The organism is Allobosea psychrotolerans (genome assembly GCF_002917105.1).
Classification (GTDB): Bacteria; Pseudomonadota; Alphaproteobacteria; order Rhizobiales; family Beijerinckiaceae; genus Allobosea; species Allobosea psychrotolerans.
The window spans coordinates 107,967-127,014 of sequence record NZ_PQFZ01000006.1; the positions used below are offsets into that span (position 1 = coordinate 107,967).

A 19,048-nucleotide genomic window follows, 5' to 3' on the forward strand; every position below is an offset into this window, starting at 1 on the left:
TCGCGATCGCGCCTCAGCGCGCGGTCGGCTTCGGCTTCTCGAAGGCCTCGGTGTAGAAAGGCCGGATATCGGCCGGAATCCACTTCTCGACCCATTTCGCGTAGAGGCCCTCGGCCTTCATCCGGTCGAGCGCGGCATCGACATAGGCAAGCCATTCCGCCTCGTTCTTGCGCACACCGACGGCGGCATCGGAAATCGCGAAGGGCTCCCCGACGAGGCGCAGGGACGGGTCCTTGGCCGCGATCACGATCAGCGTCGCCGCGTCATGGGTATAGGCGTCGCCGCGCCCCTGCTTCAGCGACTGCAAGGCGTCGGAAGCCGTGTTGAGCCTGAGGTTGTCGACCTTCGGCATGTTGTCCTCGAACCATTTCGCCTGGGTCGAGCCCTTCAGCATGATCACGATCTTGCCGGCGACATCGTCGAGCTTCTTGATCGGGCTGTCCTTGGCGACCAGCATGTCGCTGCCGCCCCAGCGATAGGGCTTCGAGAAGTCGATGACGCGGGCGCGCTCGGGCGTGACGCCAAGCGTCGCGATCAGGAGGTCGACCTTCTTGCCGGAGAGCTGCGGGATGCGGTTCTCCGCGGTCACGCAGGTCAATTCGATCTTGTCGGGCGAGCCGAAGGCCCAGGCGGCGATCTGGATCGCCATGTCGGTCTCGACGCCGGCGAATTTGCCGGTCTCGTCCTTGTAGCCATAGGGCGGCTGGTCGCAGCGCACCCCAGCCTTGAGCAGGCCTGCGGCCTTGATCGCCGCGGGCAGCGGCGGCAGGGACTGTGCGCTCGCGAGCCCGGCGGACAAGACGGTCGCGGCAAGGGCCGCGAGCGTCGAAAGCACCGGCAGGCGCCGGCTGTGAGACTGCATCCGGCTCTGAAACTGTGTCCAAGTCTGAAACTGAGTCATGGTCATCCGTTATCCCTCTGATTGGGCCATTTGGCCTGTTGTTGATTCCGTTCCGACTGAGGCCGGCTCGCCGCGCCATCCGCAGCGCGGAGGCCCAAATCGTCGTCCGCTGTCCCCGTCGGGTCCCTGAAGCCCGATCCGGTCAGGACCAGCACGGCGTGGCGCCCGCCAAGCGAGCCGTCCCGCGCCAGTTCGGTGAGCGCAGCCAGTGCCGCTGCCGCCGACAGCTCGGCATGGAAGCCGATCGCGCTAAGTCTTGCGCCGGCCGCGCGTGCCGCATCGTCGCCGACCGGGACGGCGCAGCCGCCACTCTCCCGCAAGGCCTGGACGGCCTGCCAGGTGACGGTGCTCCCGGCGATCGAGAATTGCGTGGTCTCGCCGGCAAAGTCGCCGCGATAATCCTCGCCCGCCATCACCCGCGAAAGCCGCGGGAAGGGCTCGGCCGCCACCAGCCGCGGCATGCCGCGCCCGATCTCGGCGAAGCCGAGCGACAGGCCCGAGAGCAGATCGCCGCGCGAGCAGGGAACGACGACGAGATCGGGCATGGCGGATGCGGCGATCTCGGCGGCGACCGTCTTGTATCCCTCGATCCCGAACGGGTCGGTCCCGACCGCCGGCAGATGATAATTGGTCGCGGCGAACGCCCCCTCTGCGACGCGGATGGCGAGATGGCGCCAGCGCTCCAGGCTGTCGGCGAAGGTCACGATGCCGGCGCCATAGGCGCCGATCGCCCGGCGATAGGCGGCCGGCAGCTCATCCGTCGCCGCGATCTCGGCGGCGAGGCCGGCGCGCGCTGCGTAAGCCGCGACCGACAAGCCGCCATTGCCGCTGGACGCGGCGACGACCAGCCGCGCGCCGCGATCCTGCGCCCGCGCCAGCAATTGCGCGCTCATGCGGTCCTTGTGCGAGCCGGTTGGGTTGCACCATTCGAGCTTCAGCGACAGCCGGCCGACGCCGACAGCCGCGGCAAGCTCCGGGACCTCGACCAAGGGCGTCCCGCCCTCGCCCAGCGAGAGCGCCTCGGGAAATGGCAGCGCGATCCCTGTCGCCGGCGCCTCTCCATCCCGCGCATAGACCAGGCGCAGATTGGAGGCGTGCCCGTCGCGCGCACAGCGTGGACAGCCACCCTCATGCGTCGCGACCGGCAAAGCCAGGTCGCAGCGCAGACAGGCCAGAGCTGTCAAACGCGGATTGCGGGCTGGGGCCAAGGCTTGGGCTGAGGGCATGACCATGGGTAAAAAGTATTGAGGCCCGCCCCCATCTGGTCAAATCTCATTTTTTCGGGTTGCTATTCATTCTTGATATGGGGTCCGGCATGAACCTGAGGCAAGTCGAGGCTTTTCGCCTCATCATGCTGCGCGGCTCGATGACAGCGGCGGCGCAGGAGCTGCACACCTCGCAACCCAGCATCAGCCGTTTGATCGCCGAACTCGAAGCCTCCACCGAGTTGCGGCTGTTCGAGCGCAAGGCTGGCCGCCTGACGCCGACCGACGAGGGGCTGACCTTCTACCGCGAGGTCGAGCGCAGCTTCCTCGGCCTGGAGAACCTGGCGCAGGCGGCCAAGGACATCCGCTTCTTCGGCACCGGGCGTCTGCGCATCGCGGCGATGCCGGCGGTGGCGCTGGGCTTCGTGCCGCGCTGCATCCGTGTCTTCAAGGAGCGCTATCCGAATGTGACGATCTCGCTGCAGATGCGCAGCGAGGCGACGGTGACGCGCTGGTCGTCCTCGCATTATTGCGACATCGGCTTCGTCGCCAACATCGTCGGGTCGCCCTCGATCGAGGTTCGCCATCTCTACAGCCTGCCCGGCTATTGCGCCCTTCCGCCGGGACATAGGCTGGCGAGCCGCGAGGTCATCGTCCCCGAGGATCTGGAGGGCGAATCCTTCATCTCGCTGGCGCTGGAGGACGGCGCCCGGGCGCGTGTCGACCGCGTCTTCGAGCGGCTGGGCGTCAAGCGCCAGCTCGCGCTGGAATCGCCCTTCGGGGCGACGATCTGCGCGTTGGTCGGGCAGGGCCTCGGCATCGGCATCGTCAACCCGATCGTCGCCGACGACTATCGGCATACGGGGATCACATTCCGACCGTTCAAGCCCGCGATCGTCTTCGAGGGCAATGCGCTGTTTCCGACCCATCACGAAGCCAATGTCCTCGTCGACGGCTTCCTGCAGATCGTCCGCGACGCGTTGCGACAATACGAACCGGCGGAATGACCGCTTCACCGCGCATGGCGCGGGGCGCCCCAATCAGGAAACAGGCAAGCCCGAGGGCGGCAGTCCCGCAACGCCGGCATCGGCAGCGCGCGCGAGTTCGGCGATCGCCGTGCGGACCTTGTCGGCGAGTTCCAGCGCCAGCGCCGACCGCAAGCGCCCGGTCGCCCAGACCACGCCGATATCGTATTTCAACGCCGGTGTGAACGGGCGCACCACGATACCGCGTCCGTCGTATTCGGCCGCCGTGAACGGATCGACGATCGAGAGCCCAGCGCCGGCCGCCACCAGCGAACACGCGATCATCGACAGCGGCGTCTCGACCCGCGTCAACCGGGTCACGCCCGCGCTCGCGAATATCGCGTCGATCCGGTAGCGCGTCTGTGTCGATTGTTCGAGCGAGACGAAAGGCTCGTCGACGAAATCCCGCGGCCCCAGCACTGCCTTCGCCGCCAGCCTGTGACCGGCCGGAATGACCGCCACGCTCTGCACCAGCGGCAGCCATTCGACGTCGATATTGGGGAAGTCGAGCGGCCCCTGGGCAAAGCCGATATCGCAGAAACCGCTCGCGACCCACTCGACGACCTGCGACGAGATGCTGCCATAGATGGAGAGCTCGATCTCGGGCTTTTCCTTGAGGAAAATGCCGACGATACGCTGCAGGAATCCGACATTGAAGGTCGGCAGCGCCGCGATCCGCAGCCGCCCGGAGCGGCCTTCGCGCAGGTTCTTCGCCGCGCTCTCGATGCGCTCCAGGCCGACGAACTGGCGCTCGACCTCACGATAGAGCGAGAGCGCCTCGTTGGTCGGAACCAGGCGCGTGCCGCGCCGCTCGAACAGGCGCAGGCCGAGCGCATATTGCAGATCATGGATCAGCCGCGTCACCGCCGGCTGGGTGATGTGGAGCGCGCGCGACGCCGCTGTCACGCCGCCGGTGACGATCACGGCGCGAAAAGCCTCGATCTGGCGCGGATTTAGCATGTGACGACCCAGCCCTCCACAGACCATAACATTTTGGCATGGATTGAACGAATCATTCGATTTGACCAAGTCGAAACTGTCGCAGACCCTCCCGCATCACTCAAAAAATGAGGAGGGGTCTATGAAATTCGCTTGGGTAGGACTGCTGCTGACCACCACGGCGCTCGGCACGGCCGGAGCGGCCATGGCGCAGCAGAAGACGTTGTTCGTCGCCGGCTATGGCGGCTCCTATGAGCAGACGATGCGCAAGGAGGTCATTCCGGCCTTCGAGAAGCAGGCCAACGTCAAGATCGAATACGTCGCCGGCAACTCCACCGACACGCTGGCCAAGCTGCAGGCGCAGAAGGGCAACCAGCAGATCGACGTCGCCATCGTCGATGACGGCCCGGCCTATCAGGCCGTGGCGCTGGGCTTCTGCGGCACGCTGACCGACGGCCCCGTCTACAAGGACGTCGCGCCGGTGATGAAGTTCAAGTCGAACAAGGGCGTGGGGCTCGGCCTCGTCGGCACCGGGCTGTTCTACAACAAGAAGGTCTTCGACGAGAACAAATGGCCGGCTCCGACCTCCTGGAACGATCTCAAGGCCAAGACCTACGGCAAGAAGATCGTGGTCCCGCCGATCAACAACACCTACGGCCTGCACGCCCTCATCGCCTTCGCGCAGCTCGGCGGCGGCGGCGAGGGCAACATCGAGCCCGGCTTCAAGGCCTTCAAGGACGAGATCAACCCCAACATCGTCGCCTATGAGCCCTCTCCGGCGAAGATGACCGAGCTCTTCCAGAACGGGCAGGCCGTGCTCGGCGTCTGGGGTTCGGGCCGCGTCAAGGCCTTCGCCGATACCGGCTTCCCGGTCGAGTTCGTCTATCCCAAGGAAGGCGGCTATGCGCTCGGCGTTGCCGCCTGCCCGATCGAGGGCTCCAAGAACGCGGCCGAGGCCAACGCCTTCATCCAGTTCATGCTCTCGCCGCCGATCCAGAAGGTGATGGCGACCGGAGCCGGCTTCGGCCCGGCCAACACCACGGTGACGCTGACGACCGCGGAGCAGAAGGGCCTGCCCTATGGCGAGGATGTGAAGAAGCTCAAGGCGGTCGATTGGGACATCGCCAACGCCAAGCGCGAGGAATGGACCAAGCGCTGGAACCGCGAGGTTGAGCGGTAAGCCACGAAGCCGTCATTCTCGGGCGCCGCCCTCGGGGCCGATCTTCGATCGGCCCAAGGATAAACTCCGCGGCGACCCGAGAATCTCGTGACCTGGGCCTTCGCCCAAGCCGCACGAGATGGTCGGGGCAAGCCCGACCATGACGCCCGCGCTCAAGCAAAAAGCGATTCAAAACACATGTCGCATCTCGTTCTCGAAGGGCTGGGCAAGTCCTACGGCAGCGCCGTTGCCGTCGAAGCGCTCGACCTTTCGGTCGAGCGCGGAGAGTTCGTCTCGCTGCTCGGCCCTTCCGGCTGCGGCAAGACCACGACCTTGCAGATGATCGCCGGCTTCGTGCCGGTCGACCGGGGCCGCATCCTGCTCGATGGCGGTGATCTCGTCGCCGTGCCGCCCAACAAGCGCGGGCTGGGCATCGTCTTCCAGAGCTATGCGCTGTTCCCGCATATGACGGTGGCTGAGAACATCGCCTTCGGGCTCGAGATGCGCGGGATCGACAAGGCCGAGCGCGAGACGCGCACGCTGGAGGCGATGGCGCTGGTCGGGCTGAAGGGCTTCGCCGATCGCTATCCCAAGCGCATGTCGGGCGGTCAGCAGCAGCGCGTCGCGCTTGCCCGCGCCCTGGTGATCAAGCCGGCCCTGCTCCTGCTCGACGAGCCCCTCTCCAATCTCGACGCCAAGCTGCGCGAGGAGATGCAGAGCGAGTTGCGCCAGATCCAGCGCTCGATCGGTACGACGACAATCCTGGTCACCCATGACCAGCACGAGGCGATGGCGCTGTCGGACCGCATCGTGCTGATGAACCAGGGCCGCGTCGAGCAGATCGGCGCGCCCGACGCCGTCTACGGCAAGCCCGCCAGCGCCTTCGTTGCGAGCTTCCTCGGCAAGACCAATGTCTTGCGCGGCACGGGCGACGGCAGCGGCGCGGTCAGCATCGGCGCCTTCACCCTGCCTATCCCGGGCGCGGGCACAGGCCCGGTCCAGCTCGCGGTCCGGCCGGAGCGGCTCCACCTCGCCGCAGCAGGCGCGCCCGGTTTCGAGGCACGCGTCACCAGCCGGGTCTTTCAGGGCGCGCATTGGCTGCTGACGGCCGACAGCGCCGCCGGCCCACTCATCCTGATGCGCCATAATGACGGCCAGCCCGTCCCGGCCGAGGGCGAGACCGTGACGCTGAGCTTCGCCCCCTCGGACGCCGCGCTGCTTGCGCCGGGGGATGCGAGATGAATCGCGCCCTCTCGCAACGCGCCACGCCCTATTGGCTGACGGGACCGGCCCTGCTCGTCTTCCTCGGCCTGGTCGTCATTCCCCTGGTGATGACCGTGCTGCTCTCCTTCTACGATTGGGGCCAGTACAAGGGCATTGTGCCGGAGTTCACGCTGAAGAACTTCCACGAGATCTTCACCGATTCCTATTTCTTCGAGATCTTCCTGCGCACCTTCCGGATTGCCGTGCTGGTGACGCTGTTTTGCATGCTGATCGGCGTGCCCGAGGCCTATATCCTCAACCGCATGTCGCCGGCCTGGCGCGGCATCTGCCTGCTCGCCATCATCGGGCCGCTCCTGGTCTCGGTCGTGGCGCGCACGCTCGGCTGGGCGCTGCTCCTGGGCTCGACCGGCCTCGTCAATCAGGGACTGATGGCGGCGGGGCTGATCCACGCCCCGCTCGAATTCATGTTCACCGAAACGGGCGTGGTCGTCGCGCTGATCCATGTCCTCATCCCCTTCATGATCCTCGCCGTCTGGGCCTCGCTGCAGCGGCTCGATCCGCAGATCGAGAACGCCGCGCTCTCGCTCGGAGCGGGCCGGCTGACGATCTGGCGTCGCGTGATCCTGCCGCAGATCGTGCCCGGCATGCTGTCTGGCGGCATCATCGTCTTCGCGTTGGCGGCGAGCGCCTTCGCCTCGCCCGCGATCATCGGCGGAAGGCGGCTCAAGGTCGCCTCCACGCTCGCCTATGACGAGTTCCTGAACACGCTGAACTGGCCGCTCGGCGCGGCGGTCGCCGTGCTGCTGCTCGCAGCCCTCGTCGCCATCACCGTCGGCTCCAACCGGCTGATCGAACGCCGCTACGCACAGGTGTTCGAATGAGGCTCCGCACCAGAACCACAGCCCTCATCCTGAGGAGCCATTCCCGTGGGAATGGCGTCTCGAAGGATGCTCCAGGGGGCTCCGGAACCATCTGGAGCATCCTTCGAGACGCGCCTTCGGCGCTCCTCAGGATGAGGGCTCACGGAGTCGCAGCACGCCGGCTGAGAAGGTCGTTCCCATGAGACGCAACGGCCCGCTCGCGCTCTGCTTCCACGCGCTCTTCGTCATCTTCATGCTGGCGCCCTTGCTGATCGTCTGCGTCGTCGCCTTCACGCCCGAGGGCTATCTCTCGCTGCCGACGCGCGGCCCGAGCCTGCGCTGGTTCAAGGCGATCTTCGACTATCCCGAATTCATCCGCGCCTTCCGCGATTCGCTCTGGCTCGCGGCCCTGTCCTCGACGGTCGCGATCATGCTCGCCGTGCCCGCCGCGCTCGCCATCGCCCGCCACCGCTTCCCCGGTCGCGAGGCTCTGACCACGCTGTTCATGTCGCCCCTGATGGTGCCCCATGTCGTGCTCGGCATCGCCTTCCTGCGCTTCTTCACGCAGATCGGGCTGTCCGGCACCTTCCTCGGCCTGGTGCTCAGCCACATCATCGTGGTGCTGCCCTTCGCGCTGCGGCTCGTGCTTGCCGCCTCCTACGGCATCGACCAGCGCATCGAGCATGCGGCGATCTCGCTCGGCGCCGGCCATGCCACGGTGTTCCGCAGGGTGACGCTGCCCTTGATCCTGCCCGGCGTGGTCTCGGGCTGGCTGCTGGCCGCGATCAACTCCTTCGACGAGGTGACGATGACCGTCTTCATCGCCTCGCCCGCGACCGTGACCTTGCCCGTCCGGATGTTCCTCTACATCCAGGACAATATCGATCCTCTCATCGCAGCCGTCTCGGCCTGCCTGATCGCCCTCACCGCCGGTCTCCTGATCGCGCTCGACAGGCTGTTCGGGCTCGACCGGCTGTTCGTCGGAACCGGAAAAGGCTGAACCCAGGTGTCGTCCAAGAGCAATCACACGGAACCTGACATCGTCGTCATCGGCGGCGGCGTGGTCGGCGGCGCAATCGCGCTGGGGCTCGCCCGCAGCGGCGCGCGCGTCACCATCCTCGACGAGGGCGACGCGGCGTTTCGGGCGTCGCGCGGCAATTTCGCGCTGGTCTGGGTGCAGTCGAAGGGCTTCGGCATGCCGGAATACGCGATGTGGTCGCGCCGTTCGGCCGATGACTGGCACGGGCTTGCCGACATCCTCAGTGAAGAAACCGGCATCGACGTCGCCCACAGCCAACCCGGCGGCTTCATGCTCTGCCTGTCGCAGGACGAACTCGGGAAGCGCGTCGATGCGATGCATCGCCTGCACAACCAGACGACGCTGACCGACTTCCCCTATGAAGTCCTCGACCATGCCGAGACGAAACGGCGTCTGCCCGATATCGGCAAGGACGTGGTCGGCGCGATCTATTCCCCCCTCGACGGCCATGTGAACTCGCTCAAGCTGTTCCGGGCACTGCGCGAGGCGACGACGCGTCGCGGCGTCGATTACCGGCCGAACTGCCCGGTCGAGAGCATCACGCCGCGCGATGGCGGCTTCCGCATCAAGGGCCCCTGGGGCGAGATCGCCACGGCCAAGGTCGTGCTCGCAGCCGGGCTCGGCAATGCCCGGCTCGCGCCCATGGTCGGCCTCGACGCACCGGTGAAGCCCAGCAAGGGCCAGATCATCGTCACCGAGAAGACCGCACCCTTCCTGCACAACCCGATGGTGACGGTCCGCCAGACCGATGAGGGCGGCGTCATGATCGGCGACAGCCAGGAGGATCGCGGCTTCGACACCGTCGTCGGCCAGCCGATTCTCTCGGTCATGGCCGAGCGCGCGGTCAGGATGTTCCCGCGCCTCGCCGGGCTCAACGTGGTCAGGACCTGGTCGGCGCTGCGCGTGATGAGCCCTGACGGCTTCCCGATCTACGACCAGTCGCTGAGCTGCCCGGGCGCCTTCGTCGTCACCTGCCATTCCGGCGTGACGCTGGCCGCCAACCATGTCCTGACGCTTGCCCCCGCCATTCTCTCCGGCGTGCTGCCGGATGCGGTCGCGAGCTTTTCCGCACGGAGGTTCCATGTTTAGGCAAATGCGTGACGCCGAGAGCGCCGCCACGCTCAGCTTCAGCTTCGACGGCCGCCCGCTGATTGGCCGCGCCGGCGACACGGTCGCGGCCTCCCTGCTGGCGAACGGCGTCACGATCTGCCGCGAAACCCCTGTCTCAGGCGCCCCGCGCGCGCCTTATTGCCTGATGGGTGTCTGCTTCGAATGCCTCGTGGTCATCGACGGCGTCGGCAACCGGCAAGGCTGCATGGTGCCGCTGCGCGACGGCATGACCATCGAAACCCAGCATGGCCGGCGTCAGCCCGAGGAAATGCAAGGATGAAGCCCCTCACAGACATCGGCCAGCTTGCCGAGCATTACGACCTCGCCGTTGTCGGCGCCGGCCCCGCCGGCCTCTCGGCAGCGGCACGCGCGAGCGAGATCGGCCTTTCCGTGCTGCTCGTCGACGAGAACCCGGCACCGGGCGGCCAGATCTACCGTTCGATCACGACGACGCCGGTCACGGACCGTGCCGTGCTCGGCGTGGATTATTGGCGCGGTGCGGACATCGTCGCCCGCTTTGAGCGTTCGGCCACCGCCTATGCCGCGCGCTGCACCGTCTGGTCGATTGCCCCCGACGCGGAGTCGGATGGAGCATCCTTCGAAATCGGCCTTTCGCTCGATGGCCGCGCCCGGCTGATCACTGCCGGGCAGGTCGTCCTGGCGACCGGCGCACAGGAGCGCCCCTTCCCGATTCCGGGTTGGACCCTGCCCGGCGTGATGACGGCGGGTGCGGCGCAGATCGCGCTGAAGAGCTCTGCGATCATCCCCAAGGGCCGCACCGTGATCGCCGGCTGCGGGCCGCTGCTCTATCTCCTGGCGGGTCAGCTCGCCGCCGCCGGCGCCGAGATCGTCGCCGTCTTGGACACCACGCCCCGGCGCAACTGGCCGGCCGCGCTCGCGGCGCTGCCGGACTTCCTGCGCTCGCCCTATCTCGCCAAGGGGCTCAAGCTGATGGCCAAGGCGCGCCGCAGCCTGCGCTTCCTCGGTGGCGTCACCAGCCTCGCCGTCGAAGGTTCGGGCCAGCTCTCCGCTATCCGCTTCGAGCGTGGCGGCGCCTCGCAGAGCATCGCCTGCGACACGCTCCTGCTGCATCAGGGCGTCATCCCGAGCGTCAACCTCTCCAATGCAGCCGGCTGCGCGCATGATTTCGATCCGGTGCAGCATTGCTGGGTGCCGCAAATCGACGACTGGTTCGCCTCGTCCGTGCCGGGTATCGCGATCGCCGGCGACGGGGCCGGCATCGGCGGGGCCGAGAGCGCAGCGCTGCGCGGCGAGATCGCGGCGCTCGACGCGGCCCGGCGGCTTGGCCGCATCACCATCCCGGAACGCGACAATCATGCCGCGCCAATCCGCACCGCGCTCGCGCGCACGCTGCGCGGCCGCCGCTTTCTCGACCTGCTCTACAAGCCGGCCGCGCAATTCCTCGCACCAACCGTGGATGAGACCATCATCTGCCGCTGCGAGGAGGTCACGGCCGGGCAGGTGCGCGATGCCGCCAAGCGTCTCGGCGTCACCGGCCCCAACCAGATGAAGGCTTTTCTGCGCTGCGGCATGGGCCCTTGCCAGGGGCGGCTTTGCGGGCCGACCGTGGTCGAGCTGATCGCCGAGACACGCGGCACGACTCCCGCCGAGGTCGGCTACTACCGCCTGCGCCCGCCGGTGAAGCCGGTGACGCTGGCCGAGCTCGCCTCGCTGCCGCAGAGCGAGGCGGCCGTCAAAGCGGTGGTTCGGTGAGCGCAGAGCGCCGCAGCGCGGATGTCATCGTCATCGGCGGCGGCATCCATGGCTGCTCGACCGCGCTGCACTGCGCCTTGCGTGGCCTCTCGGTCATCCTGATCGAGAAGGACCATGCCGGCCGTCATGCCTCGGGCGTCAATGCCGGTGGCGTGCGGCAGCTCGCGCGCCATGTCGCGGAAATCCCGCTCTCCAACGCCTCCATGGCGATCTGGCATGGCATCGCCGAGCTCGTCGACGATGATTGCGGCTTCACCTCCGACGGCCAGGTGCTGGTCGCGGAAAACGAGGCCGATCTCGCCGGTTGCCGCGCCCGCGTCGAAGATCTCAACCTGCGCGGCTTCCATCATGAGGAGATGATCGACGCCAGGGAGCTGCGCGAGATCGTCCCGGCCGTCTCCGAAACCTGCCCCGGCGGCGTGATCTCGCGCCGCGACGGCGCCGCCATTCCGCTGCGCGCCACCCAGGCCTTCAAGCGCAAGGCCTCCGAAAGGGGCGCGACGATCCGCGAAGGCGTCAAGGTCACGAAGGTCGAGCGCGACGGCGCAAACTGGCGCGTCGTCACCGATGCAGGCGATTTCCTCAGCCCCCGCATCGTCAACGCCGCCGGCGCCTGGGCCGACCGCATCGCGGCTGATCTCGGCGAGCCCGTGCCGCTGGAGGTGATCGCACCGATGCTGATGATTACCGCACCGATGCCGGCCTTCATCAAGCCGGTCGTCATCCTGCGCGGCCGGAAACTCTCCTTCAAGCAATTCGGCAACGGCACCGTCCTGATCGGCGGCGGCTATCTCGGCCGCGCCATCCGCGACGAGAACAGGACGATCCTCGATTGGGGCAAGCTCGCGACCAATGCGAAGACGGTCTGGGACCTGTTCCCGATCATGCGTGGAGCGCCGATCCTGCGCGCCTGGGCCGGCATCGAGGCACGCATGCCCGACGATCTGCCCTGTTTCGGGCCCAGCGCCAAGCATGAGGGCGTCTATCACCAGTTCGGCTTCTCGGCGCATGGCTTCCAGCTCGGGCCGGGTGCCGGCGCCGTGATGGCCGAGATCATCGCGACCGGCCACAGCAATGTGCCCATCGACGGGCTCGACATTGCCCGTTTCGCAGCTTCAGCCCCCCACTGACGTCCTTTCAACCTGGAGAAAAACCATGACCATCACACGTTCCATCCGCACGCCGATCCAGAATCGCGTCGTCCAGGCCGGTGGGCTGGTCTTCGTCGGCGGCACCACCGCCGATGACACGACCCAGTCGATGGGCCCGCAGACCCAGAACATCCTCACCAAGATCGAGGGCTATCTCGGCGAGGTCGGCCTCGACCGGACGGCGATCGTCGCCGCGACGATCTTCGTCACGGACCTGTCGATGAAGAAGGAGATGGACCCGGTCTGGACCGCCTTCTTCGGCGAAGGCCTGCCGACCCGCGCCACCGTCGGCGTCGCCGATCTCGGCGGCACCACGCTGATCGAGGTCGTGGTCACCGCCGCCAAGGGCTGATCGAGCATTCAAACCACGCGCCTCCGCCTTCAGGCGGAGGCGTTTTGTCTCAGGTCCCGCATTTATAGGCGGTGCCCGCCGTGCTCGGGCCCTTCCATTTGACGTCGGCGACGGAGGATTCGACATGGGTCGCGCCCAGCTCGGCGCCGCCGGCCTTCAACCGCGCCAAGGCCGCATCGCGAGCCTGATCCCTGAGCAGCACCTTGCCCAATGGCGATGCGCCTTCAAGCTCGCCGAGCTTCTGGCACTTCTCGACGACGCTCTTGGTATCGGTGACGACCACCGTATTCGAGCGCGAGTTCGGGATCACGCAGGCCGAGAGCGCGAGCAGGGGCAAAAGCAGGAGGGAACGCAGCATCGGGCCTATCCTTAGAGCGTTTTCGAGCGACGGGGACATCGGTTCGCGCCAGGAAAACGCGTTAACATAAAAAACAGCAGCAGCGCGCAACGCGCCCGCCGCCATGATCCCCGCTATTGCCGTATTTTCAAGGCCCGACTTCGGAAAGCCGAACGCTTGCCTCAGGCAGGCTCCGGCATTTTCGCCGTCGGCCCGCCGAGATGCAGCACGGCATCGAGCAGTTCGCGCGCATAGGCGGTTGCAGGCGCGCTGAACAAGGTGCGGCTTTCGCCTTGTTCGACCACACGCCCGTTCTGCAGCACGACAGTGCGCTCGCACATCATCCTGACCACGTTGAGGTCATGGCTGACGAAGAGCAGCGCCAGCCCGTCCTCGCGGCGCAAACGGTCGAGCAATTGCAGGATCACTGCCTGGACCGAGACATCGAGCGCCGCCGTCGGCTCGTCGAGCACGAGCAGGCGCGGCCGGCAGGCGATGGCGCGCGCGATGCCGACGCGGGCCTTCTGCCCGCCGGAAAGCTGGTGCGGAAAGCGCTCCAGCAATTCGCTCGGCAAGCCGGCGCGCTCAGCGCATTCGCTGACCCGCCCCGCCAGTGCCGAACCATTCGTCATGCCGAGCAGGCGGCGCAAGGGATGGGCGATGCAATCGAAGGCATTGAAGCGCGGATTGAGGCTGTCGGTCGGATCCTGAAAGACGATCTGGATATCCTTGCGGAATTCGCTGCGATGGAAATCGCGCGCCGGCAGCGAACCGATCGCGCGGCCATCGAACAGGATCTCGCCTTCGCTCGGGTCGATCAACCGGCAGATCATGCGCGAGATCGTGCTCTTGCCCGAGCCCGATTCCCCGACCAGGCCCAGACTTTCGCCGGCTGCAATGCTGAAAGAGACATCGTCGACCGCCGTGACGCCGCCATCATAGCGCTTCACCAGCTTCTGGACTTCGAGCAGCAGCGGTGTGCCGGGGGCGGGCTTGGGGCGTAAGAGTTCGACGGCAGGCACGGCACTGGCACCTTCCGGCGCGAGATCGGCGATCGTCGAGGTCGCGGTCGGCGAGGCGGCGACGAGGCGTTTGGTATAGGGGTGCTGCGGCGCGCTGAAGAGCGTCGCTGGCGCGGCCTGCTCAACGACCTGGCCTCGCTCCATCACCACCGCACGCTGGCAATAGCGCGAGGCGAGGCCGAGATCATGCGTGATCAGGATCATCGCCATGCCACGCTGCGCCGTGATGCGGGCCACGAGATCCATCACCGTCTTCTGCGTGGTGACGTCGAGCCCCGTCGTCGGCTCGTCGGCGATCAGCAGGGCCGGCTCGCAGGCGATCGCCATCGCGATCATCACGCGCTGGCACATGCCGCCCGAGAGCTCGTGCGGGTAGGCGTCGAGCCGCTTTTCCGGATCGCGGATCAGCACCGCCTTGAGCAGATCGAGCGCCCGCGCCCGCCCCTCGCTCGCCGAGATGGGCTCATGCGCCATGATCGCATCCGCGATCTGCCGGCCGACGCTGCGGATCGGGTTCAGCGCACCGCGCGGATTCTGGAAGATCATCGAGATCGCCGCGCCATGCAGGGAGCGCAATTGCTTCGACGAGGCCTTGCTGATGTCCTGCCCCTTGAAGCGGATGCTGCCTTGCGAGATGCATCCGGCCGCGTCGAGCAGTCGCGTGATCGCGAACGCCGTCACCGATTTGCCCGAGCCGCTCTCCCCGACGATGCCCAGCGTCTCGCCGGCGGCAATGGAGAGGCTGACGCCGCGCACCGCCTCGACGATTCCACGCCGGGTCGAGAAGCGCACATGCAGATCGTCGATGGCGAGCAAGGGCTCGCTGATCATGGCGTCCATCGCGTCTAGGTCCGCATGCGCGGGTCGAGGATGTCGCGCAGCCCGTCGCCCAGCAGGTTGAAACAGAGCACGGTCAGCATCAGCGCCAGGCCCGGAAACGCGACGAGCCACCATTTTCCGGTCGAGATGAAGCGTGCGCCCTCGGCGACCATGATGCCCCATTCCGGCGTCGGCGGCTTGACCCCGAGCCCGATGAAGGAAAGCCCTGCGGCGTTCAGGATCGCCCAGCCGAGATTGAGCGAGACCTGCACCGCCATCGCCGGCAGCACATTGGGCAGGAGGAAGCGCAGCACGACCGAGACATGGCTGTCGCCGCAGGCGCGCGCCGCCTCGACCCAGCCGGCATTGCGCCGGACATTCACCTCGGCGCGGGCGAAGCGGATATAGAAGGGCAGGTTGATGATCGCGGTCGCGATGACGATGTTCTCGACCCGGTTGCCCAGCGCCGCCACCATCGCCATGGCGAGTACGAACAGCGGAAACGCCATCAGCACGTCGACGAAGCGCCCGACATAGCGGTCGAGCCGCCCCCCGGCATAGCCGCAGAGCGCCCCGATGACCGCCCCGATGACGAAGGACAGCGTCACCGCCGAAGCAGCGATCGCCAGGTCCAGCCCCGCCGCCACGATCAAGCGGCTGAAGACGTCACGGCCGAGCTGGTCGGTGCCGGCCCAGTATTTCGCGCTCGGCGGCAGCAGGGCGTTGGGCACGTCGGAGGCGATCGGATCATAAGGCACGATCCACGGCCCGATGATGGCGAGCACGCAGAGCGCGAACGCCCCCGCCGCCGCGAAAGCCGTGACCGGGTTGCCGCGCAGGATCCAGACCGTGTGGCGCAACGTTGCGGAGGTCATAGGTTCGCTCCTCCGTCATTCCGGGGTGCGCCGAAGGTGCGAACCCGGAACCCATGACCGGGTAAGGCCATTCCGTCATTGCGAGCACCCGGGTCTTGCCTTCGGCAAGCCCGAGTACAGGCTCCGCGAAGCAATCTAGGGGGACGTCGAGCGCTGCCGCCCCTGGATTGCTTCGTCGCTGACGCTCCTCGCAATGACGGGGAGCTGCGGCTCACCCGGTCGTGGGTTCCGGGTTCATCGTGGAGTTTATCCTTGGGCCGACCAAAGGTCGGACCCGAGGGCGATGCCCCGGAATGACGGATGTGGGCGCAAGCCATCATTCGACCGACACCCTCGGATCGGCGATGCCGTAGAGCACGTCCACCGTCAGGTTCACCAGGACGAAGATCGACGCCATCAGCAGCACGAAGCCCTGCACCGGCGCGTAGTCCGAGGAGAGCAGCGCGTCGAGCGCATAGGACGCGACGCCCGGCCAGGAGAACACCTTCTCGACCAGCACATTCGCCCCCAGCATGGTCGAGAACACGATGCCGGCGATGGTCAGCACAGGCAGCAGCGCGTTGCGCAAGGCGTAGGTGACGATGACTTTGCGCCGCGACAGGCCGAGCGAACGCGCCGTGCGGACGAAATCGCTGCCGAGCGAGGCGAGCATCGCCGCGCGCGTGATCCGCGCCAGCGGCGCGACCACGAAAAGCGCCATGGTGAAGGCGGGCAGCACGAGCTGGCTTGCAGCCGCGCGCCAGCCCTCCCAATCGCCGGCCAGCGCGAAATCGACCAGCAGGAAGCCCGTCACCAGGGGCGGCGGCGAGGTGAAGATGTCGACCCGCCCTGTCGGATCGGGCGCGAAACCGAGCAGGTAGTAGAAAACATAGATCAGCAAGAGCCCGGAAACGAAGGTCGGCACGCAGACGCCGAGCGCGCAGATGAAGCGCACGAAATGGTCGATGCCCGAGCCCTGCCTCAGCGCGGCCGCGACGCCGAGCGGCACCGCCGTGACCAGCGCGATCAGGAGCGCTGAGAAGGTGAGTTCGAGCGAGGCCGGCAGCCGCGACTTCAGATCGCTCAGCACCGGCTGGCCGGTGGTCAGCGAGCGCCCGAGATTGCCCGTGCCGATATCGCCGAGATAGCGCAGGAGCTGCTCCGGCACCGGCTTGTCGAGGCCCATCTGCTTGCGGATCGTCTCGATCTCCTCCTTGCCCGCCGTCGGGCCCGAGGCGAAGAACACCGCCGGATCGCCCGGCAGCACCCGCATCAGCAGGAAGGTGAAGACGAGCACGCCGAACAGCGCCGGCAGTGACGAGGCGAACCGCCAGCCCGCGCGCTTGGCCGTGATGGAGAGTTGCGACATGTCAGGCCATCAACTGGGCGAGGCCGTCATTGCGAGGAGCGTCAGCGACGAAGCAATCCAGGAGCGGCGGAGCGCCACGTCCCCCCGGATTGCTTCGCGGAGCCTGTACTCGGGCTTGCCGAAGGCAAGACCCGGGTGCTCGCAATGACGGATGCCTCACTTCCGGCTCAGATCGCGGAAATCGATCTGCCGGTGGAACTGGTAGACATAGCCGTCGATCGACGACGCCATCACAGCGTCCTGCGCCGGCTGCCAGAGCGGAATCTGCGGCATCAGTTCGAAATGGCGCGTGTTCAGGTCCTTGCCATAGCTTGCGTATTTCGCCTTGTCCGCCTCGAAGCGGGCGGCCTGCGCCCATTCCGTGATCTTGGCATCGTCGAGCGAGGCATAGTTCCAGCGGATCGGGCCGATATAGAAGTTGCGGTAGAAGTAATCCATCGAGGGCAGCCAGGCGACGATGCCCTCGGTGAAGAACGGCACCTTCTTCTCGTTGATCAGCGTCGACATCTGCGCGTCCGGCAGCTTCTGGATATCGACCTTGATGCCGACCTTGCCGAGCGATTCCTTGAGCAGCGCCGCCATCGGCTCGGCCGTACTGGCCTGGCCGACATTGAAGGAGAAGGTCGTCGAGAAGCCGTCGGGGAGGCCGGCCGCCGCAAGCTGTTTCTTGGCCTCGGCGAGGTCGGTCTTCAGCGGCTGCGGGATCGGGAAGACCTCGCCGGTCGGAGCCTTGCCGTCAGGCCAGTTCGCGCCATAGAGCGGCGCCCCGCGTCCGAACAGCGCCGCCTTGAACATGTCGTCATAGGGCAGTGCCGCGGCGATGGCGCGCCGGACCTCGATCTTGTCGAAGGGCGGCATCTGGTTGTTGAACGAGACGAAGGTGATCGAATTGTACTGAGGCGTCGAGACGACCTTGAGCTTGCCCTTCTTCTCCAAGTCGGCGGCATCGGTCGCCTGCAGGTCGATGACAATGTCGGCATCGCCCTTCTCGACCAGATTGGCGCGCGTGGCGGCTTCCGGCACGGTCTGGGTGATGATGCGCTTGAAGCTCGCCGGCTTGTCGGCCGAGCCGCGATTCCAGTCCGGATTGCGGCGCAGGATCGTCGTCTCGCCCGGCTTGTAGCTTTCGATGATATAGGCGCCGGAGCCGGCCGTGTTGTCCTTGAGCCAGTTCAGGGCCCAGGGGTCCTCGGCCGTCGCATGCGACTTCGCCAGCTTCGAATTGATGATGACGGGATAGACCACGGCAAGGTTCGCCAAGGCCAACTTGTCGGGCTTTGGCAGCGTGACCTCGAAGGTGTGGGCGTCGACGATCTTGAACTGGTCCGGGCTGGTCAGCGAGCCGGTCAGCAGCTGGCCCTTGCCCAGGACATTGGCGCTGACCTCTCGGTCGAGCGACCATTTCACATCCTCGGCCGTCACCGGCGTTCCGTCGTGGAACTTCGCGTCCTTGCGCAGATTGAAGGTGATCTTCAGCCCGTCAGGGCTGACCGTGTAGCTCTCGGCCAATTCGCCGCGGATGCTGTCGAGATCGAACACCCATTTGCCGTTGAGCTGCTTCCTGCCGAAGGAGAGCAGCCGGTCATAGGTCAGGAGGCTCAGGCCGAAGGCCTCGCGGGTCGAGCCTGGAATGTTGGGGTCGAGCGTGTTGATGGCCGCGCCGGTGACATGGCGCAGCGTCTCGGCACGTGTCTGCGCCAGCGCCGGCGAGGCCAGAAGCGCAGTCGAGGTCAAGAGCGCGGCTGCAAGCCAGCTCGTCCGCACGATCGTCATGGTCGTTTCCCTCTTCATCGGCGCAGTCGTCAGGTTGGTTCCGAGAGCCGGATGATTTCAGATGGGATCATAAAATGACCCCATCTGAAATCTGAATCCGTCTCTCATCTAAAGAGTGAGAGCAGGATCAAAGCGAAAAACCGGTGCCCACTTTTCCGCATCCTGCTCTTGCGGG

General features: G+C 66.6%; 18 protein-coding genes. 10 read left to right on the forward strand and 8 right to left on the reverse strand.

Going from position 1 to position 19,048, the window contains the following annotated elements:
- Positions 1 to 13: 13 nt before the first annotated feature.
- Both CYD53_RS12465 and CYD53_RS12470 read right to left on the reverse strand, forming a co-directional pair.
- On the reverse strand, positions 14 to 862 hold the full coding sequence (locus CYD53_RS12465) for a transporter substrate-binding domain-containing protein (protein WP_103718413.1): 849 nt from the start codon (positions 860 to 862) through the stop codon (positions 14 to 16).
- A 41-nt stretch (positions 863 to 903) separates the two neighbouring features.
- A complete protein-coding gene (locus tag CYD53_RS12470; protein ID WP_210202335.1) occupies positions 904 to 2,085 on the reverse strand; it encodes a PLP-dependent lyase/thiolase in 1,182 nt (393 codons plus the stop codon).
- A gap of 131 nt (positions 2,086 to 2,216) precedes the next feature.
- Between CYD53_RS12470 and CYD53_RS12475 the strand changes: the two genes are divergently transcribed.
- The gene (locus CYD53_RS12475) at positions 2,217 to 3,113 is read left to right on the forward strand and encodes a LysR substrate-binding domain-containing protein (RefSeq protein ID WP_103718414.1); all 897 of its coding nucleotides are present in this window, start codon (positions 2,217 to 2,219) and stop codon (positions 3,111 to 3,113) included.
- Between the two features lie 33 nt (positions 3,114 to 3,146).
- Here the strand turns inward: CYD53_RS12475 and CYD53_RS12480 are convergent, their stop codons facing one another.
- Positions 3,147 to 4,091 carry a LysR substrate-binding domain-containing protein gene (locus CYD53_RS12480; protein ID WP_103718415.1) on the reverse strand — a complete coding sequence of 315 codons (945 nt, stop codon included), beginning with the start codon at positions 4,089 to 4,091 and terminating at the stop codon, positions 3,147 to 3,149.
- A 121-nt stretch (positions 4,092 to 4,212) separates the two neighbouring features.
- Here CYD53_RS12480 and CYD53_RS12485 point away from each other — a divergent pair, with 121 nt between their 5' ends.
- The 9 genes from CYD53_RS12485 (at position 4,213) to CYD53_RS12525 (ending at position 12,699) form a co-directional block, all read left to right on the forward strand.
- The gene (locus CYD53_RS12485) at positions 4,213 to 5,250 is read left to right on the forward strand and encodes an ABC transporter substrate-binding protein (protein WP_103718416.1); all 1,038 of its coding nucleotides are present in this window, start codon (positions 4,213 to 4,215) and stop codon (positions 5,248 to 5,250) included.
- A 177-nt stretch (positions 5,251 to 5,427) separates the two neighbouring features.
- On the forward strand, positions 5,428 to 6,471 hold the full coding sequence (locus CYD53_RS12490; protein ID WP_103718417.1) for an ABC transporter ATP-binding protein: 1,044 nt from the start codon (positions 5,428 to 5,430) through the stop codon (positions 6,469 to 6,471).
- Entirely contained in the window at positions 6,468 to 7,334 is an 867-nt protein-coding gene (locus CYD53_RS12495; protein WP_103718418.1) for an ABC transporter permease, read from the forward strand. Before CYD53_RS12490 ends, CYD53_RS12495 begins: the two co-directional genes overlap by 4 nt.
- A gap of 178 nt (positions 7,335 to 7,512) precedes the next feature.
- Complete coding sequence (locus CYD53_RS12500) at positions 7,513 to 8,313, forward strand: ABC transporter permease (RefSeq protein WP_103718419.1); 801 nt, start codon at positions 7,513 to 7,515, stop codon at positions 8,311 to 8,313.
- 6 nt (positions 8,314 to 8,319) lie between these two features.
- Positions 8,320 to 9,441 (forward strand): NAD(P)/FAD-dependent oxidoreductase, encoded by a 1,122-nt coding sequence (locus tag CYD53_RS12505; RefSeq protein WP_103718420.1) that lies wholly within the window; start codon positions 8,320 to 8,322, stop codon positions 9,439 to 9,441.
- Positions 9,434 to 9,742, forward strand: coding sequence for a (2Fe-2S)-binding protein (locus CYD53_RS12510; protein ID WP_103718421.1), 309 nt, complete (start codon positions 9,434 to 9,436; stop codon positions 9,740 to 9,742). The genes CYD53_RS12505 and CYD53_RS12510 overlap by 8 nt, the downstream gene beginning before the upstream one ends.
- Positions 9,739 to 11,196 carry an NAD(P)/FAD-dependent oxidoreductase gene (locus CYD53_RS12515; RefSeq protein ID WP_103718422.1) on the forward strand — a complete coding sequence of 486 codons (1,458 nt, stop codon included), beginning with the start codon at positions 9,739 to 9,741 and terminating at the stop codon, positions 11,194 to 11,196. The genes CYD53_RS12510 and CYD53_RS12515 overlap by 4 nt, the downstream gene beginning before the upstream one ends.
- A complete protein-coding gene (locus CYD53_RS12520; protein WP_103718423.1) occupies positions 11,193 to 12,326 on the forward strand; it encodes an NAD(P)/FAD-dependent oxidoreductase in 1,134 nt (377 codons plus the stop codon). The genes CYD53_RS12515 and CYD53_RS12520 overlap by 4 nt, the downstream gene beginning before the upstream one ends.
- Positions 12,327 to 12,351: 25 nt before the next feature.
- Entirely contained in the window at positions 12,352 to 12,699 is a 348-nt protein-coding gene (locus tag CYD53_RS12525) for a RidA family protein (protein WP_103718424.1), read from the forward strand.
- Positions 12,700 to 12,748: 49 nt separating this feature from the next.
- Here the strand turns inward: CYD53_RS12525 and CYD53_RS12530 are convergent, their stop codons facing one another.
- The 5 genes from CYD53_RS12530 to CYD53_RS12550 form a co-directional block, all read right to left on the reverse strand.
- The gene (locus CYD53_RS12530; protein ID WP_103718425.1) at positions 12,749 to 13,057 is read right to left on the reverse strand and encodes a hypothetical protein; all 309 of its coding nucleotides are present in this window, start codon (positions 13,055 to 13,057) and stop codon (positions 12,749 to 12,751) included.
- A 161-nt stretch (positions 13,058 to 13,218) separates the two neighbouring features.
- Complete coding sequence (gene nikE / locus CYD53_RS12535; RefSeq protein WP_181011856.1) at positions 13,219 to 14,886, reverse strand: nickel ABC transporter ATP-binding protein NikE; 1,668 nt, start codon at positions 14,884 to 14,886, stop codon at positions 13,219 to 13,221.
- A 17-nt stretch (positions 14,887 to 14,903) separates the two neighbouring features.
- Positions 14,904 to 15,752 (reverse strand): ABC transporter permease, encoded by an 849-nt coding sequence (locus CYD53_RS12540; RefSeq protein WP_103718427.1) that lies wholly within the window; start codon positions 15,750 to 15,752, stop codon positions 14,904 to 14,906.
- A gap of 316 nt (positions 15,753 to 16,068) precedes the next feature.
- Positions 16,069 to 17,100, reverse strand: a complete 1,032-nt coding sequence (locus CYD53_RS12545) for an ABC transporter permease (RefSeq protein WP_103718428.1) — start codon at positions 17,098 to 17,100, stop codon at positions 16,069 to 16,071.
- A 156-nt stretch (positions 17,101 to 17,256) separates the two neighbouring features.
- Positions 17,257 to 18,873, reverse strand: coding sequence for an ABC transporter substrate-binding protein (locus tag CYD53_RS12550; RefSeq protein ID WP_103718429.1), 1,617 nt, complete (start codon positions 18,871 to 18,873; stop codon positions 17,257 to 17,259).
- Positions 18,874 to 19,048: the final 175 nt, after the last annotated feature.